Here is a 23,711-nt window from a genome sequence, read left to right as displayed (position 1 = left end):
CGGTGCACGTTGCAACAGACGCGCAATTGCCACGATTTGCAGCAACCTGTAGGGTCGCGTTTTTTGCGCCGTTTCGAGATCTGACATGCAGGATGCAACCCTCCCCCGCCCGGCCCTGCTGGGCATCGACCTTGGCACCACCAACAGTCTGATCGCCGTCTGGCAGGACGGTCAGGCCAGACTGATTCCCAATGCCCTGGGTGATGTGCTGACGCCCTCGGTGGTCAGCCTCGATGAAGACGACACGATTCTGGTCGGCAAAGCCGCCCGCGCGCGCCTGACCACGCACCCGGATCGCACCGCCGCAGCATTCAAGCGCTTCATGGGCAGCGATAAGCAAGTCCAGCTCGGTACACGTCAGTTCAGCCCGGAAGAGCTGTCGGCGCTGGTACTCGGCTCACTCAAGCAGGACGCCGAAGCCTTTCTCGGCCACGCGGTATCGGAAGCGGTGATTTCCGTCCCGGCCTATTTCAGTGACGAACAACGCAAACGCACGCTGTTTGCCGCCGAACTGGCCGGGCTCTCGGTGACACGCCTGATCAACGAGCCAACCGCCGCCGCGATGGCTTACGGGCTGCATGAACAGAAATTCGAACGCACGCTGATCTTCGATCTGGGCGGCGGCACCTTTGATGTCACGGTGCTGGAATACGCTTTGCCCCTGATCGAAGTGCACGCCTCCACCGGCGACAACTTTCTCGGCGGCGAAGACTTCACCGCTGCGCTGTTGCAGGCCTGCCTGAAACACTGGCAACTGACCGCGGCCATGGTTGATGCGCAAAGCATGGCCAGCCTCGGTGATGCCCTGGAGCAACTGAAATGTAAACTCGCTGAAGGTGTTCAGCCGCTGAGCTGGCGCCATGGCGACAAAACGTTCGAGTGGTCGCTGGACGAAGCTGCTGCGGTGAAAATCTGGGAGCCGCTACTGGCCCGTTTGCGCACACCGATCGAACAGGCGCTGCGCGATGCTCGCCTCAAGCCGCGCGACCTCGACAGCCTGGTGCTGGTCGGCGGCGCCACGCGCATGCCGGCGGTGCAGCAGATGGTTGCGACGTTGTTCGGGCGCCTGCCTTACCGGCATCTTGATCCGGACACCATTGTTGCGCTCGGGGCGGCGACGCAAGCGGCGTGCAAGGCGCGTGACGGGGCGGTTGAAGAGTTGATTCTGACGGATGTCTGCCCGTATACGCTGGGGATTGCGACCATGCGTGGAGAAGACATCAAAGGTGCCTTCTCGCCCATCATCGAACGTAACACCATCATTCCGACGTCAAGGGTGGAGCGCTATTACACCACCCAGCCCAAGCAAACAGTGCTGCGCATCGCCGTCTATCAGGGTGAACGGCCGTGGGTGTGCGACAACATTCTGATTGATGCTTTCGAAGTCACGTTGACGCCTACTCAACACATCCAGGAACTGGACGTGCGCTTCAGCTATGACATCAACGGTTTGCTCGAAGTCGACGTCACCCTGCTCGAAACCGGCGAGCGTCACAGTCACAGCATCGACCGCAGCCCCACGGGGCTGGATGAGCAAGCACGCCGAGACAGCCATAACCGGCTGTCGACGCTGAAAGTCCATCCACGTGACGCACTGCCCAACCGTACATTGCTGGCCCGTCTGGAGCGGGCATGGATGCAGAGCCTCGGCACACAACGCGAGCACATAGCCGAGTGGCTGCACAGCTTCACCACAGTGCTCGGCGGCCAGCAATCAGCGGAGATCGCCAGCCATCGCACAGAGCTGAACAAGGCACTGGATCAACTGCGCCTCTAGCCGTTGAGGCGCCGCAAGGCAGCCTGCAGGCCGCCGGACAGCATCTCGCTATCGCCGCTGTCCGGCGGCACACCATAGCGGTTGGGCAACTTGTCACCGGGAAAGCCGAACAGCAGCAGCGGCAGGAATGGCAACATCGGTGTCAGCGCCATGAAGATCAACAAGGTCGGGATGCCCCGGCCCATGTCGTGCAAGCGACGCAAAATCGCGCCAAATACCAGCAGAACTCCGAGTATCAGGATAAGAATGCCAGCGCCCGTGGTGCCACTGATCAGCCCTGCCACCGGTGCAATCACCACGCAGGCCAAGACCTGAGCGATAAAAGCCTTACGCCCCAACCGCGATCCCAGACGCCAGATCGCTGTCGCCGGTACCGGCTGAGCATCGCTTTTCGCCAGCAGTAATCGTTCCGACCAGGACAATATCGCGCACAGAGCCAGGCGCAGCCCGATGCTGTTCTGCACATCGTCCTTGCCCTGTTGCAGTTGGCGCAGGACGCGCGTTTTCGGCACGCCAGCAGCGCCATAGCGAATCAGGCCCTTGAGCGCATCCAGCGCTTCATACGCCAACAGTTTGTCGACGCCAAAATCGGTCAGCACTTTGCGCGGCGGCCACACCGGCTCGCCTTTGATCAAACCGTCGCGGAAGCCTTCGAACCAATCGTCCTCACAACTGATCGCCGCAATCGACTGCAACAATGCGCGATGCTGCTCAGCACTCAGGCTCGGATCGTGATAGAGCACGCCCCAGAACATCATCAACCCCAGCAAATCATCGCCGCAGGCAGCACGATCGCTTTCGAGGCAGGTGTAAAGCAGGCTATTGGCCGGCAATCGCGCGCTGTCGAGCGCCTGCTGAACGCTGAACAATTGCTGCACCAACAAGCCGTGCACCGGGTCATTGCCTTGCAACCATCCGAGCAAACCGGCGCAATGGCCTTGCTCACGCTGCAAGCGCCGTAACAACGGTTGCAGGCGACTCAACGGATGGGCCGGATTGAAAGGCAGGCGCTCCACGCACTGCGCGTCAATCATTTGCAGCCAGCGTTCGGGTTGTTCCAGCAATGCCAGCAAAAACAGGGTCTGCGCGTGCCACTCCCAAGCGGCCTCACCCAGCCCGACCGGCGGCAACTGAATCCCGCGACGGCTCAACTGGAGCATCAAGTCGAGTTCGGACAAGTCACAGTCGTCTTTGACCGCACCCAGCTTGAACGCCTCGGTCATGCGTTCCAGCGCAGTGTCGTTATAGGGCCGCAAGCGACGCAACCACAGACGACAAACTTTGTGCGACTCACCTTTTGTCAGCACCTGCGGCAATGGCTGAGGACTTGGATGCGCATCGCAGAAAGCGCTCATGGCCAGCGCAATCGGTGCCTCGCCCAACCAGCGCAGGTGTTGCGCAGCCTGATATTTGAATCCGCTCATCACCAGGCTTTCGAGGGCATCGATCGGCAGCGGAGCATCCACAATCTGCTGCAACAACGCCGCATCACCCCGATGCAGCGCCCAGGCGTACCGGTATAGATGCAGCAATCGGCTGTCGGCATTTTCGCCCAGCAATTGCGCGAGCAATGGCAGTTCATCACCGGTCACGCGCCAATCGACAAAGCTTTGCGCAAGGCTCTCAAGCTTTAACCGCCCGACACCCAGCCAACGGTTCAGCGTCTCGGGATGTTGTGACGGAGAGCCATACACCTGGGCGTCATCGGCAAGATCCTCTGGCCAGGCAGAAATGCCCTGCAGACGATCGAATGCCTGAATCAGCAAGGGCAGAAAAGTCGGCTGGCGCTTGGCACACAGCTCCAGCAGACGACTTTCCGCCATCGGATGGCGATGCTCGTTCCACAGCCGGATCCAGCACGGCAATGCCTGATCGTCGCGCCCCAGCAGACTGCTCTGACACGCCAACAGGTAAAGCCAGTCGACATCGTCCGGTGCAGCAAGCTGCTCCTCGATACAGCACTGCAAAAACGTCGGCCCGCCAATACCTGCCTGAGTGAACTGCACCAGCAGACGCTTGAGGAACACGGCATCCTCCGGCAACGGCAGGCAGGTGTGCTGACTGGCGAAGTCGGCGAACTCAGGCAGTGGACGCTGGTTGAAGATGAAGTCGAGACTACGGGCGTACCACAGCGATTCAGTCTGGGCGGCCTCTGACCATGTGCACATCAGATCCGTATCGAACGGGTCCGGCGTTTCGATTCGCTGGAGAAAGAAGCCCACCTGATGCGCGTCGTCGAAGCCCAGATCCAGCAACTGTTGATCCCAGGCCATACGCTTGGCCAAAAGATTCGCGCAGCGGTACGACAACGGACCGGCGTCGGCCATCCGGTGGTACAGCGGCCAGCTGAGTTCATCGAGCACGTCCAGCGACAGCTCATCCAGCCCTCGAATAAAGGCCTGCCACGCGGCGAAATTGAACCGGCGCGCGGGATCATCCAGCAACGCGCAAAAATCCCCGAACATTGGAGGGACCTCAACGACAGTCTGTTCTGAGGCTTGGGACTCGTACTCGTGCTCAGGCTCCTCTTCCTCATCTTCACGAGCCAGACGCAGGGCGTTTTCGTAGGCCATGCGCAACGCCTGAAATCCCTGTGGGTCGGTCTCCGGATGATGCGCCGGCAAACGTGCGCGATAGGCGTTGCGAATCAGGTTTTCGTCGGTGGTAGGCTCGATGCCCAAGCGGATCCAGCAACTCATGACCAGTCGAACTCCTTGAGCGATGCCGGACGTGGCGGCAAATCGATTTCCATGTGCCACGGCAAATCAGCAAGGAACTGAGGAATGTTCTCGGCAAGGCCGCGGGCAATCCGCACGTTAAGGGCGTTGGCGCCTTGTCGATCGAGTTCGCGCGCAAGCTCATCGTCGCTGGCGCTCAGGCAGGACCAGAAGGTCCGGCCCACGACAAAGCCATCGAAGTAAGCCATCCAGCTACCGTAGTGAAATTGCGCTCTGAGGGCCAAACGACTGTGCAGCCAGTTGCTTTCGTCCAGGTCGACCCACTGATTGCGCACCGCACAGCGCAAGAGAAAACCCATGCGCCCATAGTCCCAGGACAATATTCCGCCCGGCCCACAACTCCCGAAGGTGCGGCTGGCGAATTCATGCAGGATGCGTTCGCGGGGACTCAGGTCGTCGAGCAAGGCCTGCCATTCACTCGGCAGACAACGCTGCCACGCCAGATAGGCCGCGCTGAGGTGCTTAGCGTGGCCGTCGTCGGTCATCCGTTCGAGCATGTCGAACAATTGCCCACGGTCGTCGATACCCCAGCTGTCTTTCAAGTCGATGTAGCGATCGTCGCAAAACGCGGGGTCGTCGTAGCTGGCGCCGATATTGATCGCCGCCATTGGCGCAGACAAAGCGCACAGCCAGCGCTGTTGAATCTCGTCCATGAAAAAAGGCTCCAGGCCGACCGGTGAGGAATGGGGGTCGGCAAAACTGCCGCGGATTGTAGAGAAACCACCGCCAGCGGCAAAGTCGAACAACGGTTTTCTTGCGCGCACAAAAAAGGCCCCGACGTATCGGGGCCTTCATTCAGCGGCTCATCATCCGTTCAGACGATTGTGTTGCGGCACATGACTCAGTGCTGCAACGCCGGCTTCTCCACCCCGTTGATCGGGATGCGTTTGGCTTTCGCCTCTTCCGGGATCACCCGCAACAAGTCGATGCTCAGCAGACCGTTTTTCAGATCCGCCGCCTTGATCTCGATGTGATCGGCCAGGCGGAAGGACAGCTTGAAAGCACGTTGGGCGATGCCCTGATGCAGGAAGGTCACGCCTTCGTTGGCATCACGCTTGCCGCCACTGATGGTCAGCACACCTTTTTCGACTTGCAGTTCCAGGTCTTCTTCCTGGAAACCGGCGGCCGCTACGACGATGCGGTATTGGTCATCACCGTGCTTTTCGACGTTGTAAGGTGGGTAGCTGCTGCCTGGCTCGTTGCGCAGGGCGGTTTCGAACAGGTCGTTAAAACGGTCGAAACCTACCGAGGAACGGAACAGCGGGGCGAGGGAAAATGCAGTACTCATGGTTCAAATCTCCTGAAAACAATCAGCAAGGTTTTTTGACTCCGCGACCCGAATTCGGCATCGCGTAACCCTTAGATAGGGACCGCTGAAATGATTTCAAGAGATTATTCGCAGATTTTTTTCAAGCCGCTTCAGCCACTGGCAGACCGAGCAGACGCGAGACATGATCCGGTTCGGTCTCACGGCGCAGCACCGTAAACAGCTCGGTGGCCTCGGGATAATTGCGCGTCAGCATGGCCAACCATTGCTTCAAACGGCCCGGCGATTGGCGTGCGGTCATCTGCGCTTTGGCTTGCAGCCAGAAGTCCTGAATCAGCGGCATCAGCTCGGCCCAGGTCATCTCGACCACTTCTTCGCCAGCGCGAGCGGCAGCAATCTGCCTGGCCAGATCCGGGCGCGAGACCAGACCGCGACCGAGCATGATGTCTTCGACGCCGCTGATTTCGCGGCAACGCCGCCAGTCTTCGACGCTCCAGATATCACCGTTGGCGAACACCGGGACTTTGACCACGTCCTGTACGCGAGGAATCCACTCCCAATGCGCCGGCGGCTTGTAGCCGTCCATTTTGGTTCGGGCATGCACCACAATGTGCTCGGCGCCGCCTTCAGCCAACGCAGTGGCGCAGACCAGCGAACCGTCGGGACTGTCGAAGCCCAGGCGCATTTTTGCGGTGACGGGAATGTGCGCGGGTACAGCGCGGCGCACGTGTTCGACGATCTGGTTGAGCAGTTCCGGCTCTTTGAGCAGGACCGCACCACCACGGGATTTATTCACGGTCTTGGCCGGGCAGCCGAAGTTGAGGTCAATCACTTCAGAGCCGAGTTCGCAGGCCAGTGCAGCGTTTTCCGCCAGACACACCGGGTCGGAACCGAGCAATTGCACGCGCAATGGCACACCGGACGCGGTGCGGGCACCGTTGAGCAACTCCGGGCCGAACTTGTGGAAATAGGCCGGCGTGAGCAGCTGGTCGTTGACCCGAATGAACTCGGTCACACACCAGTCGATGCCGCCAACGCGGGTCAGCACGTCGCGGAGGATGTCGTCGACCAACCCCTCCATGGGCGCCAGAGCAATTTGCATGGGAAAACACTACTTGAAGAAAAACGTGCGGCAGTTTACTGGATATCGCACAAATCCGCAGATCCCTTGTAGGAGTGAGCCTGCTCGCGATAGCGGTGTGTCAGTGAGGCATATGTTGGCTGACACACCGCTATCGCGAGCAGGCTCACTCCTACAGTTTAGATATTTGCCGACTCGGGAAACTGGATCGCCGGGCCATAGCCCTCGATAAACTCAGCCGGCATGCGCTTCGGCTTACCGGTCGACAGCTCAATACAGACAAACGTGGTCTGCGCGCGCAACAGCGTGGCATTGTCGCTCGGGCGCTTGAGCTGGAAATGCCGGGTCATTTTCAGGCGCTGATCCCAATCGACAATCCAGGTTGCCAATTGCAGTTCGTCGCCTTCATAGGCGGCGGCGAGATAATCGATCTCGTGACGGACCACGGCCATCGCCCGATCCAGTCGCCGATACTCGACCAGATCCAGCCCCAGACGCTGCGAGTGGCGCCAGGCGCAGCGCTCGAGCCAGGTCACGTACACGGCGTTATTCGCGTGGCCCAGCCCGTCGATGTCCTCGGCGCCTACTTGCAGATCAATGGTAAACGGCGTTGCCCGATCCCAACCCATGCCCCACTCCCGGTCAAAGTATTCAACCGGAGCAGTGTAACGGAGCTCAGGCCGATTGGCGCGCCTGAAGGCTTCGGCCGGCCAGCAGTGATAACACGCCATCAATCACCCGAGGGTCGGCTAGCACACGCTGGTGCCCGCCGCCTTCAAGGCGCAACAGGCGACTGTCGAACCAGGATTCGTGGATCAGTTGCGATTCCTTGACCGAGACGAAATTGTCGTCCTCGGCATGCACGATCAGGCCGGGCATATCCAGTTGATAGTGGGCAACGTCGAGAGTTGCGGCGCGCATACCGACATCTTGCTCGACCTGACGGATGAAGGCCGAGCGCGCTCGCGGCGGCATACCAACGTAGCGGGCGAAACCGCGCAGTACACCAAGAATGCGCGCAGGCGCGGCAATGCTGACTAGGGTTTCGGTGCGCAAGCCCAATTGCACGGCGAGCATGGCGCTGGCGCCGCCCATGGAATGACCGATGACCGCTTGCAATGGTGGCAGCTCGGCAGCCGCTTCGAGCATCGCCCGGGCGAACAACACCACATTGGCTTCACGCCCCGGCGAGCGACCGTGAGCCGGACCATCCAACGCGACGACGGTATACCCGGCATCGACCAGCGCAGTGATCAGCGCGGCAAACTGGGTTGGCCGCCCTTCCCAGCCGTGCATCAGCAGCACGGTCGGGCCCTGACCCCAGCGCAGCGCCGAGAGACCAAAACGCAAAGTGATGCGTTCGGAGCTGGCCAGCAGCGGCAATTCCCAATCACGAAGAGGCAGCGAACGTGGCGTCATGAATGCCACACGCATTTTGCTCGCCACGCGTTTCGGTGCAATCCAGCCCAAGGTGCCATTAACGCCACGAACCCACTTCAACGTGTTCATCGCTCTCTCCTCAGGCGAGTTGCCTTCAGGTCAACGCACCGCCGACTTGGCAGCGCGCAGCAATCGATCGGATAAGTCTCCCGGGCCGAGCGCTCTTGCGAGTGCCAGACCACCCACCATCAAAGCCACGTCAGCCAAGGCTTTGTCGGTGTCCTCAGGGCTGGACGCCAACTGCGCAATCATCAATTCCAGGTGCTCGTTCAGCGCGATGCGGAACGATTCCGGCAAGCGCCCCAGCTCGCCGATCGACGCTGGAATCGGGCATGCCGCGTCGCTGGAATCACGATGCTTGCGCGACAGGTAAAACGCGGCGACCAAGGCACGACGCTCTTCACCGGTCAGCTCGGCATCCATGTCGGCAATCAGGTCGCGGCGGCGGCCGAGAAGCTGCTTGAACGCTTCCAGCATCATCGCGTCCTTGCTTTCGAAGTGCGCATAGAAACCGCCGACGGTCAGGCCGGCTGCGCCCATCACTTCGCCCACGCTAGGGTCGGCCGGGCCACGCTGAATCAGTGCGGCGCTGGCAGCCTTGAGGATGCGTTCGCGGGTTTGAGCTTTTTTATCGTTCATCGTTGCCTCCGAATATTACGACTAGAATATTATTCGCATAATAATATTCTGCAAGTCAAGGATATGACCGCTGGTCTGATGCACAGTGTAAGGAAAAAGGAGAATTGGCCAAACGCCAGACAAACAAAAGGGCCATTCAATAATTGAATGACCCTTATAAAATCCCGCAGAGCGGGTAATCGTGGCGTCCCCTAGGGGACTCGAACCCCTGTTACCGCCGTGAAAGGGCGGTGTCCTAGGCCACTAGACGAAGGGGACACAAACCTTCTATACAACTGATCAGTGCTGAGATCTGATCGATTCAAGGCCGGTGTGGCCAGACCTTGAACGTGTAAATTGGTGGAGCTTAGCGGGATCGAACCGCTGACCTCCTGCATGCCATGCAGGCGCTCTCCCAGCTGAGCTAAAGCCCCGGATTTTTCGCCTCGCGGCGGAGTGACATCTTGCAACATCACTTCTGTAAAACTGGCGTCCCCTAGGGGACTCGAACCCCTGTTACCGCCGTGAAAGGGCGGTGTCCTAGGCCACTAGACGAAGGGGACGCAAACCCTTCTATACAACTGATCAACGCTGAGTGTTGATCGCTTCGGAGCCGGTGTGGCCAGGCTTCGAAGTGTAAATTGGTGGAGCTAGACGGGATCGAACCGTCGACCTCTTGCATGCCATGCAAGCGCTCTCCCAGCTGAGCTATAGCCCCTCATCGTTGATGTCATCGCTGAGGACGGGGCGAATCTTAAGGGCGTATCGAAAGCCTGTCAAACTTATTTTTGAAATTTTTCAAAGTTTTTCGTCGGCATAACAATCACTTACCGCCCTCCCCCCGTAAATTCGGGAGAAGCGCCGAAGGCACGATCAAAAGATCGCAGCCTTCGGCAGCTCCTGCACAAAGCCGCAAGCGCTTAGGCGATAGCGCCGAGCAGCTTTTCCCACTCTTTGTTTTCTTTCTTCGACACGCCACCCAGCAGGTCAATCGCCTGCCGCAGACGATAACGGGTCAGATCCGGGCCAAGGATTTCCATCGCATCGAGCACCGAGACCGAACTCGCCTGACCGGTGATCGCAGCAAACATCAGCGGCATCGCATCGCGCAGTTTCAACTCCAGCGATTCGACCACAGCCTGAATCGTCGCGGTGATGTTGTCCTTCTCCCACTGACGCAGGCTTTCCAGCTTCCACAGGATCAACTGCATCAACTGGCGAACCTGATCACCCGAAAGCTTTTTCGATTCGAACAGCTTGGCATCCGGATTGACGCCGCCGGCGAAGAAGAAACCGCCCAACGGGGCAACTTGGCTGAAGGTTTCAACGCGGCCCTGAACGTGCGGCGCGATCTTCATCATGTATTCGGAATTGAACGCCCACTTCTGCACGCGTGCAGCGAACTCTTCCACCGGCAGATCACGCAGCCACTGGCCGTTGAGCCACGACAGCTTCTCGATGTCGAAGATCGGCCCGCCCAGCGAGACACGCTTGAGGTCGAAGTTGTCGACCATTTCCTGCAGCGAGAACTTCTCGCGCTCGTCCGGCATCGACCAGCCCATGCGGCCGAGGTAGTTGAGCATCGCTTCCGGCATGAAGCCCATGCGCTCGTAGAATGTCACCGAGGTAGGGTTCTTGCGCTTGGACAGCTTGCTCTTGTCCGGGTTACGCAGCAGCGGCATGTAGCACAGCTCTGGCTGTTCCCAGCCGAAGTACTCGTAAAGCAGAATCAGTTTCGGTGCCGATGGCAGCCACTCTTCGCCGCGCAGCACGTGGGTGATGCCCATCAGGTGGTCGTCAACCACATTGGCAAGGAAGTACGTCGGCAGGCCGTCGGTCTTCATCAGCACTTGCATGTCCATGCGATCCCACGGGATCTCGACGTCGCCACGGAGCATGTCCGGCACCACGCAAACGCCTTCGCTCGGCACTTTCATGCGGATCACGTGGGGTTCGCCAGCGGCCAGACGGGCGGCGACTTCTTCTTTCGACAGCAGCAGCGCGCGGCCGTCATAACGTGGTGTTTCGCCGCGAGCCATTTGCTCGGCGCGCATCTGATCCAGCTCTTCAGCGGTGCAGAAGCACGGGAACGCGTGACCCATGTCGACCAGTTGCTGGCAGTACTTCTGATAGATGTCGCCGCGCTCGCTCTGACGGTATGGACCGTGCGGGCCGCCAACGTCCGGGCCTTCGCTCCAGTCGATACCCAACCAGCGCAGGGCGTCGAAGATCTGCTGTTCGGACTCGCGGGTCGAACGCAACTGGTCAGTGTCTTCGATCCGCAGGATGAACTCACCGCCATGCTGCTTGGCAAAGCAGTAGTTGAACAATGCGATGTAAGCGGTACCTACGTGGGGGTCCCCGGTAGGCGATGGCGCGATGCGAGTGCGGACGGTGGTCATGGCATGTCTCGAAAAGAATGAAAAGCAAAACAATCAAGCGGCGAATGGTAACAGGCGACACCCGCCCCGCTCCAGCGGGCAGGGCATTTAAGCCAAGTTTGCGTCTGGAACGCCCGTAAGCCGTGGTGAATGGGCAAATATCAGCGGATGGCATTTACCGTTTATCGGCTGTATGCCAGATTCGCCTGCTGATAACTTTCCTTACAATTCCTCGACTACAGTTTGCCCATGCCTGCCCAACTCAAGCGTCGCCTGTTGATTTTCCTGCTGCTCGTCCTGCTGATTGCCGGGGGCTTTTTCGCCCATTGGTTTTTCAAGGGGCGTTTTTATGAAAGCACCGACAACGCTTATGTCCAGGGCGAAATCACCCGTGTCTCGAGCCAGTTGAGCGCGCGCATCGATGAAGTGCTGGTGCAGGACAATCAACACGTGGAAAAAGGCCAGTTGCTGGTGCGCCTCGAACCGAATGATTTCCGTCTGGCCATCGATCGCGCCAATGCCGCCCTCGCCACCCGCGAAGCCGAGCGCCTGCAAGCGCAAAGCAAATTGACTCAGCAAGCCAGTCTGATTGCTTCCAGCGACGCACAAGTGGCAACCACCCAAGCAACGTTGGGCCGGTCGCAAATGGATTTGTCGCGTGCTGAAACCCTGCGCAAACCCGGTTACGTTTCCGAAGAACGCGTGACCACCCTATCCGCTGACGCTCATATCGCCCGTTCGCAAGTGGCCAAGGCGCAGGCTGATGCGCAAGGCCAGCGTCAGCAGGTCAACGCCCTGAACGCAGAAATCAAACGCCTCGACGCGCAGATCGCCAATGCCCGCGCCGATCTCGCGCAAGCCGAACTCAACCTGACCCGCAGTGAAATCCACGCACCGATCAGTGGTCTGGTCGGCCAGCGCGCCGCGCGTAACGGCCAAGTGGTGCAAGCCGGCGCTTACCTGCTGTCGATCGTCCCGGACGAAGACATCTGGGTGCAGGCCAACTTCAAGGAAACCCAGATCGGCCACATGCAGCCCGGGCAAAAAGCCGAGCTGACCTTCGATGCCTACAGCGACACGCCGATCGAAGCGCGGGTCGACAGCCTGTTCGCCGCCTCCGGCGCGCAATTCAGCCTGCTGCCGCCGGACAACGCCACCGGCAACTTCACCAAAGTCGTGCAGCGGATTCCGGTAAAACTGACCTTCAAGGCCGACAACCCGTTGCACGGCAAGATCCGTCCGGGCATGTCGGTGACCGCCACCGTGAACATCAAAGACGCCCCGGACAATGGCCGGTGATTCGCTGATCCGCCCGGTCGGCGAACCGACCCGGCGCGATTGGATTGCGGTGATGAGCGTGATGCTCGGCGCCTTTATGGCCGTGCTCGACATTCAGATCACCAACTCTTCTCTGAAGGATATTCAGGGCGCCTTATCGGCGACGCTGGAAGAAGGCTCGTGGATTTCCACCTCGTATCTGGTCGCGGAAATCATCATGATTCCGCTGACCGCGTGGCTGGTGCAGCTGCTGTCGGCGCGACGTCTGGCGGTGTGGGTGTCGCTGGGCTTTCTGGTTTCATCGCTGCTGTGCTCGATGGCCTGGAGTCTGGAGAGCATGATCGTCTTCCGCGCCATGCAGGGTTTTACCGGCGGCGCGCTGATCCCGCTGGCGTTCACCCTGACCCTGATCAAACTCCCCGAACACCACCGCGCCAAAGGCATGGCGATGTTCGCCATGACCGCCACCTTCGCGCCGTCCATCGGCCCGACGCTGGGCGGCTGGCTCACGGAAAACTGGGGTTGGGAATACATCTTCTACATCAACATCCCGCCGGGCCTGATCATGATCGCCGGCCTGATGTACGGGCTGGAAAAGAAAGAAGCGCACTGGGAATTACTGAAAAGCACCGACTACACCGGAATCCTCACGCTGGGGATTGGTCTCGGCTGCTTGCAGGTTTTTCTAGAGGAAGGCCATCGCAAGGATTGGCTCGAATCAAGCCTGATCGTGACGCTGGGCAGCATTGCGCTGGTGAGTCTGATCACCTTTGTGATCGTGCAGATCTCCAAACCGAATCCGCTGATCAATCTGGGCATCCTGCGTAATCGCAATTTCGGTCTGTCGAGTATTTCCAGTCTGGGCATGGGTGTCGGGTTGTACGGTTCGATCTATCTGTTGCCGCTGTATCTGGCGCAGATCCAGAACTACAACGCCCTGCAGATCGGCGAAGTGATCATGTGGATGGGCGTGCCACAGCTGTTCCTGATTCCGCTGGTGCCGAAGCTGATGAAGTTTGTTTCGCCGAAATGGCTGTGCACGATCGGTTTTGGATTGTTCGGGCTAGCGAGTTTTTCTTCGGGGGTGCTCAACCCGGATTTCGCAGGGCCGCAGTTCAACCAGATCCAGATTATTCGTGCGCTGGGGCAGCCGTTGATCATGGTGACCATTTCGCTGATCGCCACGGCATACATCCTGCCGCAGGACGCGGGGTCGGCGTCGAGTCTGTTCAATATCCTACGAAATCTGGGCGGCGCGATTGGTATTGCCCTGCTCGCGACACTGCTGGATGCGCGCACCAAGACCTACTTCGATTATTTGCGCGAGGCGGTGGTGCCGACCAATCCGCAGGTGGCCGAGCGTTTGGCGTCGATGACTGATCGGTTTGGCAGTGACACGGCGGCGTTGGGCAAGCTGAGCGAGATCGTCCATCAGCAGGCGGCGATCATGGCGTACAACGATGCGTTTCACTTTGTCGGGATTGCGCTGGGAATCAGCATGTTGGCGATTTTGCTGACCAAGAAATTGCCAGAGGGGCTGAAGGCTGGGGAGTCTCATTAAGACCGCGTAGCCCCATTCGCGAGCAAGCTCGCTCCCACAGGGGATTTGTGAACGACACAACTCCAATGTGGGAGCGAGCTTGCTCGCGAAGAGGCCCGACTAAACACTGCAAATTTTCAGACCGCCAAAAGCCGCTCACGCAGTTTGGCAATCTCGTCGCGCATCTGCGCCGCCGCTTCAAATTCCAGATCCCGCGCCAGCTGATACATCTTCTCTTCCAGCGCACGAATGCGCTTGGTGATCTCGCTCGGCGAACGCAGTTCGGCTTCGTACTTGGCGTTTTCTTCGGCGGCCTTGGCCATGCCTTTGCGCTTCTTGCTGCGCGAACCCGGCACGGTGGCGCCTTCCATGATGTCGGCGACATCCTTGATCACCCCGCGCGGGGTGATGCCGTTTTCCAGGTTGAACGCTATCTGCTTGTCGCGACGCCGCTCGGTCTCGCCAATCGCCCGCTCCATCGAGCCGGTCATGCGATCGGCATAGAGAATCGCCCGGCCATTGAGGTTACGTGCGGCGCGACCAATGGTCTGAATCAGCGAACGCTCGGAACGCAGGAAGCCTTCCTTGTCGGCATCAAGAATCGCCACCAGCGACACTTCCGGCATGTCCAGACCTTCACGCAGCAAGTTGATCCCGACCAGCACATCAAAGGTCCCGAGGCGCAGGTCGCGAATAATTTCCACGCGCTCAACGGTGTCGATGTCCGAGTGCAGATAACGCACGCGCACGCCGTGATCGGCGAGGTAATCGGTAAGGTCTTCGGCCATGCGTTTGGTCAGCGTGGTGACCAGCACCCGCTCCTCGACCGCCACGCGTTTGCTGATTTCCGAGAGCAGATCATCGACCTGAGTCAGCGCCGGACGCACTTCAACCTGTGGGTCGACCAGACCGGTCGGCCGCACCACTTGCTCGACCACCCTTCCGGCGTGTTCGGCCTCGTAGTTGCCCGGCGTCGCCGAGACGAAAATGGTCTGCGGGCTGACCCCTTCCCACTCGTCAAAACGCATCGGTCGGTTATCCAGCGCCGACGGCAAACGGAAGCCGTATTCAACGAGGGTTTCCTTACGCGAACGGTCGCCCTTATACATCGCACCGACCTGCGGCACGCTGACGTGGGACTCGTCGATCACCAGCAAGGCATCGGCCGGCAGGTAATCGTAGAGCGTTGGCGGCGCGGCACCGGCCGGGCGACCGGACAGGTAGCGCGAGTAGTTTTCGATGCCGTTGCAATAACCCAACTCGAGGATCATCTCCAGGTCGAAACGGGTGCGCTGTTCAAGACGCTGGGCTTCGACCAGTTTGTTGTTGCTGCGCAGGTATTCGAGGCGTTCCTGCAATTCGACCTTGATGTGTTCGATGGCGTCGAGCAGGGTTTCCCGTGGCGTTACATAGTGGCTCTTCGGGTAGAAGGTGAAGCGCGGCATCTTGCGGATGACTTCGCCGGTCAGCGGGTCGAACGCGGAAATGCTTTCGACCTCGTCATCGAACAGCTCGATGCGGATCGCTTCCAGATCGGATTCCGCCGGGTAGATGTCGATCACATCGCCGCGCACACGGAAAGTCGCGCGGGCAAAGTCCATATCGTTGCGGGTGTATTGCAGGTCGGCCAGCCGCCGCAACAGCGCACGCTGATCGAGTTTGTCGCCACGATCGACATGCAGCACCATCTTCAAATAGGTTTCCGGGCTACCCAGACCGTAGATGCACGATACCGTGGTGACGATGATCGCGTCTTTACGCTCCAGCAACGCTTTGGTTGCGGACAGGCGCATCTGCTCGATGTGGTCGTTGATCGACGCATCCTTCTCGATGAAGGTGTCGGACGACGGCACATAGGCTTCGGGCTGGTAGTAGTCGTAGTAGGAAACGAAATACTCGACGGCATTATTCGGGAAGAACGCCTTGAACTCACCGTACAGCTGCGCAGCAAGGGTCTTGTTCGGCGCCAGCACCAGGGTCGGGCGCTGAATCTGCGAAATGACATTGGCGATGCTGAAGGTCTTGCCCGAGCCGGTCACACCGAGCAGCGTCTGGTGCGCCAGCCCGGCCTCGATGCCCTCCACCAATTGGCGGATGGCTTCTGGCTGATCGCCGGCGGGCTCGAAGCGGGTGACGAGCTGGAATTCGGACATATACACCTCTGGGATCGCGGCATTCCGAGTAAAGCGGTACACCACGGGGACGACCGCAAACGACCGGTGTCGCGCAAGAAAAAAGCTGGATTGTGCTCAATGTGGTGGCGATTGCCCCACCTTTCAAGGCAAACGTCCTACATCCGGTAAAGACTCTGACACGCGCAGTCGACTAACGGTCAAGAAATAATCGGAAAAACTTACCCTAAAAGCCGAATCGCCTGTCGCCATTGTTCCGTAATGGCCTCTATACTTGCTCCCCGTTTGTGCACCGCTCTAGTGCATCCGGCTGGAGCGCGACACGTCCCTCCATTCTCCATTCAGAGCCGCCGCAATAATGAGCCTGTTCTCCGCTGTCGAAATGGCACCCCGCGATCCAATCCTGGGCCTCAACGAAGCATTCAACGCCGATACCCGGACCACCAAGGTCAACCTGGGCGTGGGTGTTTACTGCAACGAAGAGGGGCGAATTCCACTTCTGCGCGCCGTGATCGAAGCCGAAACCGTTCGCGCCGCTCAACACGCTTCGCGCGGTTACCTGCCGATCGATGGTATCGCCGCCTACGACCAGGCCGTGCAAAAGCTGCTGTTCGGCAACGACTCGCCGCTGATCAGCGCCGGTCGCGTCATCACCACTCAGGCCGTCGGCGGGACCGGCGCACTGAAGATCGGTGCCGACTTCCTCAAGCAACTGCTGCCGAACGCCGTTGTGGCGATCAGTGACCCAAGCTGGGAAAACCACCGTGCCCTGTTCGAAACCGCCGGTTTCCCGGTGCAGAACTACCGTTACTACGACGCAGCCAGCCACGATGTGAATCGTGCCGGCATGCTCGACGACCTCAACGCCCTGCCGAACGGCTCGGTCGTTGTCCTGCACGCCTGCTGCCACAACCCGACTGGCGTCGACCTGACCCCGGCGGACTGGAACAATGTGCTGGAAGTGGTTAAAACCAAAGGTCACGTGCCGTTCCTCGACATGGCCTATCAAGGTTTTGGCGACGGCATCGACGAAGACGCCGCAGCTGTGCGCCTGTTCGCTGAGTCCGGTCTGACTTTCTTCGTTTCGAGCTCGTTCTCCAAATCGTTCTCGCTGTACGGCGAGCGCGTTGGTGCGCTGTCGATCATCAGCGAATCGAAAGAAGAAAGCGCGCGCGTGCTGTCGCAGGTCAAGCGTGTGATCCGCACCAACTACTCCAACCCGCCGACCCACGGCGCAAGCATCGTTGCAGCTGTATTGAACAGCCCGGAACTGCGTGCACAATGGGAAGCCGAGCTGGCGGAAATGCGTCTGCGCATTCGCGGCATGCGCGAGCAGATGGTTGCCCTGCTGGCAGAGAAAGCCCCGGGCCGCGACTTCAGCTTCGTCGGTCGTCAGCGCGGCATGTTCTCCTACTCGGGCCTGACCACTGAACAAGTGCATCGCCTGCGTAACGAGTTCGGCATCTACGCCCTGGACACCGGCCGCATCTGCGTGGCTGCGCTGAACCAGAACAACATCGAGGCGGTAACGGATGCGATTGTTCAGGTCATCTGATTTCGCACTGTGATGAAAAACGGGAAGCCTTGGGGCTTCCCGTTTTTTATTGTCACGAAACAATCCCTATCCCCTCTAAACTGCACACATGTCCAAATGTGGGAGCGAGCTTGCTCGCGAAAGCGATCTGTCATTCAACATCGTTGTCGACTGACATGACGCCTTCGCGAGCAAGCTCGCTCCCACAGGTGATGAGTACATTCCAGAATTTTGTGAGATCAGATATGAAAAACGACAACCTGCGCGCCGACCGTGACGATCTGGATGATTTCATCCCCCGCGCATCGGCAAAACGCCAAAAGAGCCTGGTGCTGCAAGTCGCCGCCGGGGTGTTCCTGGGTGGCCTGGTCCTGTGGCTGGTGCAACTGGCCGCCACCGCGGCTTACGCCAAACTGATGATGGGCACCATCACCTTCGGCAGTTAAGCCAGTTCGATCGCACGCTGACTCGCGGCGTCGTCATAAACGACGTACAGCGATTCGGCGATCTGACTCTTGATCGCCTTGGTGCTTTCAAGACCCAGGACGAAGCCTTCGGCCTTGCCACCGGCGCGGTTCAATTCCTCAGCGGTACTGGCCTGGGTGATTGCATCGAAGAGTTTTTCGGCGTGAGGGCCAACGCCCTTGGGCAGGCTGATTTGCGCGATGCTCATGCGAACACCTCGCTGTTGCGGGATAAATGGTTCATGACGCAGACCTTTTTCGGCGAATGGCCGGCAGCGCGTGTGACCACTTCCGGGCGCCCATGGTAGACCTCTGCTGCAGTTCTGGTAACCGCCAATCGCTGACAAGTCACCGTTCGTCCCGAGGATTCAGCTAATTTTACAACCGGCGCTTGACTTCTCTTTTTGAATCAGTAACATACGCACCAATTCCGCAATAGCTCAGTTGGTAGAGCAAATGACTGTTAATCATTGGGTCCCTGGTTCGAGTCCAGGTTGTGGAGCCAAATAGCAAAGCCCCTGAATCGAAAGATTCAGGGGCTTTTTTGTGGGCGCTCGAAAAGGTCAAAAGATCTTGAAATGAAAAAGGGCCGATCTGTGCTTACCAGATCGGCCCTTTTTTATTTAGTTACAGCGGTCAGACATGCTCGCTGCTTTTCACCTGCACCTTCGGTGCACCCTGCCCATGATCGTGATCATCAGGCTCAATGACCGGCACTTCCTTGCCATCGCAGTCATGCAGCTTGCCGTCGCTGAAGTAATCGCCTTCACGCAGCGCCGCCAGGTCGCGATAGCGCAGGGTCCGCTCTTCCGCCGCAGCAAACACCGACTGCTGATCCGAGTTACCGGCGGTGAAGTGGTTGAACGCCAGGTTGAGCAGGATCGCCATGATCGCCGACGAGCTGATGCCCGAATGGAAAATGGTCGCGAACCAGCTTGGGAAGTGATCGTAGAAGTTCGGTGCGGCAATCGGGATCATGCCGAAACCGATCGAAGTGGCGACGATGATCAGGTTGACGTTGTTGCGGTAATCAACCTTCGACAGCGTACGGATACCGCTCGCCGCCACCGTGCCGAACAGCACGATACCGGCGCCGCCGAGTACTGACGTCGGCACTGCTGCGATAACCCGGCCCATGAACGGCAGCAGACCAAGGATCACCAGGAAGATACCGCCAGTAGCGACCACGTAACGGCTCTTGATCCCGGTAACCGCCACCAGCCCGACGTTCTGGGCGAAGGCGCTCTGGGTGAACGAACCGAAAATCGGCGCAAACATGCTCGACAGCATGTCTGCCCGCAGGCCATTGCCAAGGCGTTTGGAATCGACCTTGGTGCCGATGATTTCACCGACCGCAAGGATGTCCGCCGAAGTTTCCACCAGGGTCACCATGACCACGATGCACATCGACAGAATTGCGGCGAAGTGGAAGGTCGGCATGCCGAAATGGAACGGCGTCGGGAAGCCAAACATCGGCCCCGTGGTGACGCTGGAGAAATCCGCCATGCCGAGGAACACCGCCAGCACCGTGCCGATCACCATGGCCAACAGGATCGACAGACGCGAGATAGTCGAGCTGCCGACCTTGCTCAGCAACAACACCAGCACCAGCGTGACTGCCGCCAGACCGATGTTCTGCATGCTGCCGAAGTCCGGCGCATGGCTGTTGCCGCCCATGGCCCAGCGTGCGGCCACCGGCATCAGCGTCAAGCCGATGGTGGTGATCACGATGCCGGTGACCAGCGGCGGGAAGAACTTGGTGATGCGCGAGAACACCGGTGTGATCAACAAGCCTATCAAGGAAGCCGCAATCACTGCGCCAAGCACGGACTGGAAGCCGCCCTCCCCGCCACTGCTGACGATCGCGACCATGGTCGCCACACCGGAGAACGACACGCCCTGCACCAGCGGCAGCTGACAACCAAAAAACGGTAGACCCAGGGTTTGCAGCAGCGTCGCCAGCCCCCCCGCAAACAATGAAGCAGCAATCAGCAAACCAATGTCCGCCGGCGACAGGCCGGCCGCCTGGCCGATGATCAGTGGCACCGCAACGATACCGCCGTACATGGTCAGAACATGTTGCAGGCCGTAAGCCATATTCGCGCCGACCCCGAGATTTTCGTCCTCGGGCCGTTGGTGTGAAACATGGGGCGTTTTCATGGTGGGGGGTTCCCTGGTTTTTGTTATGCGCACACTGTATTCAATACTCGTGACAAATGTCCATAGAGTTGTATACAACTTATCAGTCACATAATGGATAGGTAGCCACCCAAGCTTCTAGCCCGCTGCTCCCATCCCCCACAAATCCGGCAACACTTCCTCTCCAGTGCCCTCGCCTGCCGCCACTACGCTGAAGTGTTCACGGCGACCGACGGTGCGGTCGCGCTCTTTTTTATACATATAAAGTATGCATAATGAAGTCAATTGAAATTCAGTACGACAAAAGCAAGAACGCAGCCAACAAACTCAAGCACAAGGGCGTCAGCCTCGCCGAGACCGAACCGGTCTTTCACGACGAACGAGCACTGACGATCGAGGACAACGACCATGACGAACAGCGCTGGATCACTATTGGCGCCAACGGCAAAGGGCGCTTGTTGGTCGTTGCTTACAGTTACCGGGATGCAAATGTCGTTCGAATCATTTCTGCGCGTGTCGCCACACCCAGCGAACGTAGCGCTTATTTTCTGGAGGCTTGATCGATGCAAGACGAATATGACTTTTCTCAGGGCAAACGCGGTGCGTTGGCTTCAAACAAGGGCAAAACCCGCATCACCATCATGCTGGATGACGCCGTCATCGAAGCGGCGCGAACGGTCGCGGAAAACGAAGGGTTCGGTTATCAGACGGTGATCAATAACACCCTGCGTCATGCCCTGCTCGATGCCGTTGCCAAACCGGAACAAGCCGAATCGAGCGGGCAATTCAAGAAAGGCATCACCGCTGCAGACCTCAAGAGTCTCGAGAAAAAACTGTCGGCAGCGGTCGGAGAAATTCGCCGAGTGCTCGAGCCCGACGCCAAGCCCTAAACGGAAACCGGTACGATCATCCGCGCCAGAGCCTGCCGTATGTGGGGCAGATCCGGCAGGTGCAGAGCAAACTCGCGCGCCAGCAATTCAATCAGCTCATCGACCCGAGTAACCTCGCGTCGCTCACTGCTGGCGCCCATGCGATGAACAGCGAAACTGCCGTTGTTCAGCGTCTTGCGCCAGCCATTACCCGTGCGCGCGACCATCAGACGCTGGGTAAACGGTGACTCAGGGTGAGTCGAGACATACCAGTTGCCAATGGTGTAATCGATGTCTTCCTGGCGTTGCAGATCGAACAGGTACATCGGCCGCCATTCACCCGCCACATTGGCACGTAGCATGTAGCCGTCGGCCTGTTTTTCAATGCGATAAGGTTCGTGAGGGGTCGCTTGCTCGGTCTCGGTATCGAGCAGCAGCGGCGCGGTCGGCACCATGCCGCCGAAGCCGACATCTGTGATGTAGCGCACGTCGTCGATGGTCACCAGACTCAAACGGTGTGTGCGCGCTGTCCAGCTGCCTTCGGGCTGATTCATTACCACGCGCCCGCTGATGGCCCGAGCGTCGAAGCCCAGTTCCAGCAACAGGGCAAAGAACAGGTTATTGAGCTCGTAGCAGTAACCACCGCGTCCACCGAGCAGGACTTTCTCTTCAATGGATGGCAGATCGATCAATACCGCCGCGCCGGTAATCGTCGCCAGATTCTCGAAAGGGAACACGCCGGTATGGCGCAGTTGCAGCAGGCGCAGGGTCGCCACTGTCGGTTCCGGTGGCGTTTCAAAACCCAGACGTTGCAGGTACAGCTTCAGATTCGTCAGGCGTGGCTCACTCATTGCTCGATCCTTATGCATGGGGCCGCAGGTCACTGCGTTGATGGTCGCCATGTATACGGGATCAGGCACTGCTTTCGACAATTGATTTCGCCAATCGCCCGCTAGCGTTTCTTGCGGGAACCGATGCGAATCCATGTCGGCGCATGGTCACTGGCGTGCGGTTCGTTGCGCACCCAGGCGTCGACCCCGGCCTCATGTAGATACGGACTCAGCGCCGGGTTGAGCAATAGATGATCGATGCGCAGACCAGAGTTGGTTTGCCAATGCTGCCGAAAGTAATCCCAAAACGTATAGAGCCGATCCTCGGGATACAGATGCCGCAGCGAATCGGTCCAGCCCTGATCGAGCAAGCGCTGATAACACTCGCGGCTCTCGGGTTGCAGCAGCGCATCCTTGAGCCACGAGCGGGTGTTGTAGATGTCCATGTCGGTGGGCACGACGTTGTAGTCGCCGGCCAGCACCACCGGGTGATCGCTGCTTTGCAGGTCTTTTGCATAGCTGATCAGCCGTTCGAACCAGGCCAGTTTGTAGTCAAATTTCGGCCCCGGTTGCGGGTTGCCGTTGGGCAGGTACAGGCAGCCGACCAGCACGCCGTGCACCGCCGCTTCCAGATAACGACTGTGCTTGTCATCGGGATCACCCGGCAGACCGCGTCGGCTCTCCAGCGGCTGCGCATCGCGGGCGAGAATTGCTACACCGTTCCAGGAGGCCTGGCCCTGCCAGATCGCGCCGTAACCGGCGGCTTCCAGTTCAGCGACGGGGAATGCAGTGTCGACGGATTTGAGTTCTTGCAGGCAGGCGATATCCGGCTGCTCGCGCTTGAGCCAGTCCAGCAGGTTCGGCAAACGCGCGCGTAAGCCGTTGACGTTGTAAGTGGCGATTCGCAGGTTTTTCATCGGCTGAGGCTCCTGCCCAAGGGCTGTAAAAATTGTGACCCCGTGATCGTCGTGCCGGTTGCATCGGATCAGTCTCGTGCGGCGTAATGGGCGCTCGCCATTCGCCCGCACTGCCGAGACCGGAATCCCATGCAAACCACGCTGCAAGGTCAGCGCATTCTCTTGCGCCCGCTTCAGTATTCAGATGCCGACGCCCTGCTCCACGCTGCCGCTGACGGCGAATTGTGGAACCTCACCGTCACCGTGGTGCCTTCGCCCAGCACTGTCGACAGTTATCTGAAAAAAGCCCTCGATGGCCGTGATGCCGGCACGGTAATGCCGTTTGTCATTGTGCTCAAAGACACTGGCGAAGTGCTCGGCTCAACGCGTTTCTGGAAGATCGACCCGCTCAATCGCAAGCTGGAAATCGGCAGCAGCTGGATCGCCGCGAGCTGGCAGAAATCCTTCGTCAACACCGAAGCCAAATACCTGATGCTGCGACACGCCTTCGAAGCGCTCAACTGCGTGCGCGTGCAGTTCACCACCGACGAGAACAACCAGAAATCACGTAATGCGATCTTGCGCCTTGGCGCGCAGCAAGAAGGCATCGTCCGGCATGAGCGGATCATGCCGGACGGGCGCAAGCGCAACTCGGTGCGCTTCAGCATCATCGACGACGAGTGGCCGCAGGTGCGCTTGCATCTGGAGCAGAAACTCGCTATTTGAC

General features: G+C 59.1%; 21 protein-coding genes and 5 tRNA genes. 9 read left to right on the top strand and 17 right to left on the bottom strand.

All coding sequences use genetic code 11. The annotated features are described in order from the left end of the window. The first annotated feature begins 85 nt into the window (after positions 1-85). Positions 86-1,777: a molecular chaperone HscC gene (locus tag BMY54_RS10985; protein WP_093432070.1), complete on the top strand. Its 1,692-nt coding sequence runs from the start codon at positions 86-88 to the stop codon at positions 1,775-1,777. On the opposite strand, the gene BMY54_RS10980 is transcribed toward BMY54_RS10985, so the two are convergent. The 12 genes from BMY54_RS10980 to gltX form a co-directional block, all read right to left on the bottom strand. Next, positions 1,774-4,476: a DUF805 domain-containing protein gene (locus BMY54_RS10980; RefSeq protein WP_093432068.1), complete on the bottom strand. Its 2,703-nt coding sequence runs from the start codon at positions 4,474-4,476 to the stop codon at positions 1,774-1,776. The genes BMY54_RS10985 and BMY54_RS10980 overlap by 4 nt on opposite strands. Beyond that, positions 4,473-5,168, bottom strand: coding sequence for a DUF1266 domain-containing protein (locus BMY54_RS10975; RefSeq protein ID WP_093432065.1), 696 nt, complete (start codon positions 5,166-5,168; stop codon positions 4,473-4,475). Before BMY54_RS10975 ends, BMY54_RS10980 begins: the two co-directional genes overlap by 4 nt. Positions 5,169-5,356: 188 nt before the next feature. After that, the gene (locus BMY54_RS10970) at positions 5,357-5,803 is read right to left on the bottom strand and encodes an Hsp20 family protein (RefSeq protein ID WP_093432063.1); all 447 of its coding nucleotides are present in this window, start codon (positions 5,801-5,803) and stop codon (positions 5,357-5,359) included. A 121-nt stretch (positions 5,804-5,924) separates the two neighbouring features. After that, positions 5,925-6,884, bottom strand: a complete 960-nt coding sequence (locus tag BMY54_RS10965) for a tRNA dihydrouridine synthase (protein ID WP_007913426.1) — start codon at positions 6,882-6,884, stop codon at positions 5,925-5,927. Positions 6,885-7,042: 158 nt separating this feature from the next. After that, positions 7,043-7,492 carry an acyl-CoA thioesterase gene (locus tag BMY54_RS10960; protein ID WP_093432061.1) on the bottom strand — a complete coding sequence of 150 codons (450 nt, stop codon included), beginning with the start codon at positions 7,490-7,492 and terminating at the stop codon, positions 7,043-7,045. 46 nt (positions 7,493-7,538) lie between these two features. Further along, complete coding sequence (locus BMY54_RS10955; protein ID WP_093432056.1) at positions 7,539-8,372, bottom strand: alpha/beta fold hydrolase; 834 nt, start codon at positions 8,370-8,372, stop codon at positions 7,539-7,541. Positions 8,373-8,402: 30 nt separating this feature from the next. Then, positions 8,403-8,942: a TetR/AcrR family transcriptional regulator gene (locus BMY54_RS10950; RefSeq protein ID WP_007913421.1), complete on the bottom strand. Its 540-nt coding sequence runs from the start codon at positions 8,940-8,942 to the stop codon at positions 8,403-8,405. Positions 8,943-9,124: 182 nt separating this feature from the next. Further along, positions 9,125-9,200, bottom strand: a tRNA-Glu gene (locus BMY54_RS10945). A 79-nt stretch (positions 9,201-9,279) separates the two neighbouring features. Next, positions 9,280-9,355: transfer RNA gene (locus tag BMY54_RS10940), tRNA-Ala, on the bottom strand. Positions 9,356-9,408: 53 nt separating this feature from the next. Then, positions 9,409-9,484 (bottom strand) — tRNA-Glu (locus BMY54_RS10935). Positions 9,485-9,563: 79 nt separating this feature from the next. Then, a tRNA-Ala gene (locus tag BMY54_RS10930) sits at positions 9,564-9,639 on the bottom strand. 202 nt (positions 9,640-9,841) lie between these two features. Then, positions 9,842-11,323, bottom strand: coding sequence for a glutamate--tRNA ligase (gene gltX / locus BMY54_RS10925; protein ID WP_007913414.1), 1,482 nt, complete (start codon positions 11,321-11,323; stop codon positions 9,842-9,844). Positions 11,324-11,551: 228 nt separating this feature from the next. Between gltX and BMY54_RS10920 the strand changes: the two genes are divergently transcribed. Further along, positions 11,552-12,601 carry an HlyD family secretion protein gene (locus tag BMY54_RS10920; RefSeq protein ID WP_093432053.1) on the top strand — a complete coding sequence of 350 codons (1,050 nt, stop codon included), beginning with the start codon at positions 11,552-11,554 and terminating at the stop codon, positions 12,599-12,601. A gap of 49 nt (positions 12,602-12,650) precedes the next feature. Next, the gene (locus tag BMY54_RS10915; RefSeq protein ID WP_175559590.1) at positions 12,651-14,141 is read left to right on the top strand and encodes an MDR family MFS transporter; all 1,491 of its coding nucleotides are present in this window, start codon (positions 12,651-12,653) and stop codon (positions 14,139-14,141) included. Between the two features lie 116 nt (positions 14,142-14,257). Here the strand turns inward: BMY54_RS10915 and uvrB are convergent, their stop codons facing one another. Then, positions 14,258-16,273 carry an excinuclease ABC subunit UvrB gene (gene uvrB, locus BMY54_RS10910; RefSeq protein ID WP_007913411.1) on the bottom strand — a complete coding sequence of 672 codons (2,016 nt, stop codon included), beginning with the start codon at positions 16,271-16,273 and terminating at the stop codon, positions 14,258-14,260. Positions 16,274-16,610: 337 nt separating this feature from the next. Between uvrB and BMY54_RS10905 the strand changes: the two genes are divergently transcribed. Next, positions 16,611-17,807 (top strand): amino acid aminotransferase, encoded by a 1,197-nt coding sequence (locus BMY54_RS10905; protein ID WP_093432047.1) that lies wholly within the window; start codon positions 16,611-16,613, stop codon positions 17,805-17,807. Between the two features lie 224 nt (positions 17,808-18,031). Next, positions 18,032-18,232 carry a hypothetical protein gene (locus BMY54_RS10900; protein WP_093432044.1) on the top strand — a complete coding sequence of 67 codons (201 nt, stop codon included), beginning with the start codon at positions 18,032-18,034 and terminating at the stop codon, positions 18,230-18,232. Here BMY54_RS10900 and BMY54_RS10895 read toward each other — a convergent pair. Further along, positions 18,229-18,459, bottom strand: a complete 231-nt coding sequence (locus tag BMY54_RS10895; RefSeq protein ID WP_093432041.1) for a hypothetical protein — start codon at positions 18,457-18,459, stop codon at positions 18,229-18,231. The genes BMY54_RS10900 and BMY54_RS10895 overlap by 4 nt on opposite strands. A gap of 220 nt (positions 18,460-18,679) precedes the next feature. Between BMY54_RS10895 and BMY54_RS10890 the strand changes: the two genes are divergently transcribed. Continuing rightward, positions 18,680-18,755 (top strand) — tRNA-Asn (locus BMY54_RS10890). Between the two features lie 131 nt (positions 18,756-18,886). Here the strand turns inward: BMY54_RS10890 and BMY54_RS10885 are convergent. Further along, the gene (locus BMY54_RS10885; protein ID WP_034152785.1) at positions 18,887-20,410 is read right to left on the bottom strand and encodes a nucleobase:cation symporter-2 family protein; all 1,524 of its coding nucleotides are present in this window, start codon (positions 20,408-20,410) and stop codon (positions 18,887-18,889) included. A 254-nt stretch (positions 20,411-20,664) separates the two neighbouring features. Here BMY54_RS10885 and BMY54_RS10880 point away from each other — a divergent pair, with 254 nt between their 5' ends. Both BMY54_RS10880 and BMY54_RS10875 read left to right on the top strand, forming a co-directional pair. Next, positions 20,665-20,949, top strand: a complete 285-nt coding sequence (locus BMY54_RS10880) for a BrnT family toxin (protein WP_093432038.1) — start codon at positions 20,665-20,667, stop codon at positions 20,947-20,949. A gap of 3 nt (positions 20,950-20,952) precedes the next feature. Continuing rightward, positions 20,953-21,279, top strand: a complete 327-nt coding sequence (locus BMY54_RS10875) for a BrnA antitoxin family protein (protein ID WP_093432035.1) — start codon at positions 20,953-20,955, stop codon at positions 21,277-21,279. Here the strand turns inward: BMY54_RS10875 and BMY54_RS10870 are convergent. Then, the gene (locus BMY54_RS10870; RefSeq protein WP_093432032.1) at positions 21,276-22,109 is read right to left on the bottom strand and encodes an arylamine N-acetyltransferase family protein; all 834 of its coding nucleotides are present in this window, start codon (positions 22,107-22,109) and stop codon (positions 21,276-21,278) included. The two genes, BMY54_RS10875 and BMY54_RS10870, sit on opposite strands and share 4 nt — an antisense overlap. Before the next feature lie 101 nt (positions 22,110-22,210). After that, a complete protein-coding gene (xth, locus tag BMY54_RS10865; RefSeq protein WP_093432029.1) occupies positions 22,211-23,005 on the bottom strand; it encodes an exodeoxyribonuclease III in 795 nt (264 codons plus the stop codon). Positions 23,006-23,134: 129 nt separating this feature from the next. Here xth and BMY54_RS10860 point away from each other — a divergent pair, with 129 nt between their 5' ends. Continuing rightward, entirely contained in the window at positions 23,135-23,710 is a 576-nt protein-coding gene (locus BMY54_RS10860; RefSeq protein WP_093432026.1) for a GNAT family N-acetyltransferase, read from the top strand. Position 23,711 lies beyond the last annotated feature (1 nt).

Origin of the sequence: Pseudomonas sp. ok266 (assembly GCF_900110195.1) — a bacterium.
GTDB lineage: Bacteria > Pseudomonadota > Gammaproteobacteria > Pseudomonadales > Pseudomonadaceae > Aquipseudomonas > Aquipseudomonas neuropathica.
Note: the sequence above shows the minus strand (reverse complement) of the source record. Positions and strands in the feature narration are given on the sequence as shown.

Coding starts and splice junctions, on each gene's coding strand:
- BMY54_RS10985 (WP_093432070.1), top strand. CDS start 86: ATGCAGGATGCAACCCTCCCCCGCCCGGCCCTGCTGGGCATCGACCTT.
- BMY54_RS10980 (WP_093432068.1), bottom strand. CDS start 4,476: ATGAGTTGCTGGATCCGCTTGGGCATCGAGCCTACCACCGACGAAAAC.
- BMY54_RS10975 (WP_093432065.1), bottom strand. CDS start 5,168: ATGGACGAGATTCAACAGCGCTGGCTGTGCGCTTTGTCTGCGCCAATG.
- BMY54_RS10970 (WP_093432063.1), bottom strand. CDS start 5,803: ATGAGTACTGCATTTTCCCTCGCCCCGCTGTTCCGTTCCTCGGTAGGT.
- BMY54_RS10965 (WP_007913426.1), bottom strand. CDS start 6,884: ATGCAAATTGCTCTGGCGCCCATGGAGGGGTTGGTCGACGACATCCTC.
- BMY54_RS10960 (WP_093432061.1), bottom strand. CDS start 7,492: ATGGGTTGGGATCGGGCAACGCCGTTTACCATTGATCTGCAAGTAGGC.
- BMY54_RS10955 (WP_093432056.1), bottom strand. CDS start 8,372: ATGAACACGTTGAAGTGGGTTCGTGGCGTTAATGGCACCTTGGGCTGG.
- BMY54_RS10950 (WP_007913421.1), bottom strand. CDS start 8,942: ATGAACGATAAAAAAGCTCAAACCCGCGAACGCATCCTCAAGGCTGCC.
- gltX (WP_007913414.1), bottom strand. CDS start 11,323: ATGACCACCGTCCGCACTCGCATCGCGCCATCGCCTACCGGGGACCCC.
- BMY54_RS10920 (WP_093432053.1), top strand. CDS start 11,552: ATGCCTGCCCAACTCAAGCGTCGCCTGTTGATTTTCCTGCTGCTCGTC.
- uvrB (WP_007913411.1), bottom strand. CDS start 16,273: ATGTCCGAATTCCAGCTCGTCACCCGCTTCGAGCCCGCCGGCGATCAG.
- BMY54_RS10905 (WP_093432047.1), top strand. CDS start 16,611: ATGAGCCTGTTCTCCGCTGTCGAAATGGCACCCCGCGATCCAATCCTG.
- BMY54_RS10900 (WP_093432044.1), top strand. CDS start 18,032: ATGAAAAACGACAACCTGCGCGCCGACCGTGACGATCTGGATGATTTC.
- BMY54_RS10895 (WP_093432041.1), bottom strand. CDS start 18,459: ATGAGCATCGCGCAAATCAGCCTGCCCAAGGGCGTTGGCCCTCACGCC.
- BMY54_RS10885 (WP_034152785.1), bottom strand. CDS start 20,410: ATGAAAACGCCCCATGTTTCACACCAACGGCCCGAGGACGAAAATCTC.
- BMY54_RS10880 (WP_093432038.1), top strand. CDS start 20,665: ATGAAGTCAATTGAAATTCAGTACGACAAAAGCAAGAACGCAGCCAAC.
- BMY54_RS10875 (WP_093432035.1), top strand. CDS start 20,953: ATGCAAGACGAATATGACTTTTCTCAGGGCAAACGCGGTGCGTTGGCT.
- BMY54_RS10870 (WP_093432032.1), bottom strand. CDS start 22,109: ATGAGTGAGCCACGCCTGACGAATCTGAAGCTGTACCTGCAACGTCTG.
- xth (WP_093432029.1), bottom strand. CDS start 23,005: ATGAAAAACCTGCGAATCGCCACTTACAACGTCAACGGCTTACGCGCG.
- BMY54_RS10860 (WP_093432026.1), top strand. CDS start 23,135: ATGCAAACCACGCTGCAAGGTCAGCGCATTCTCTTGCGCCCGCTTCAG.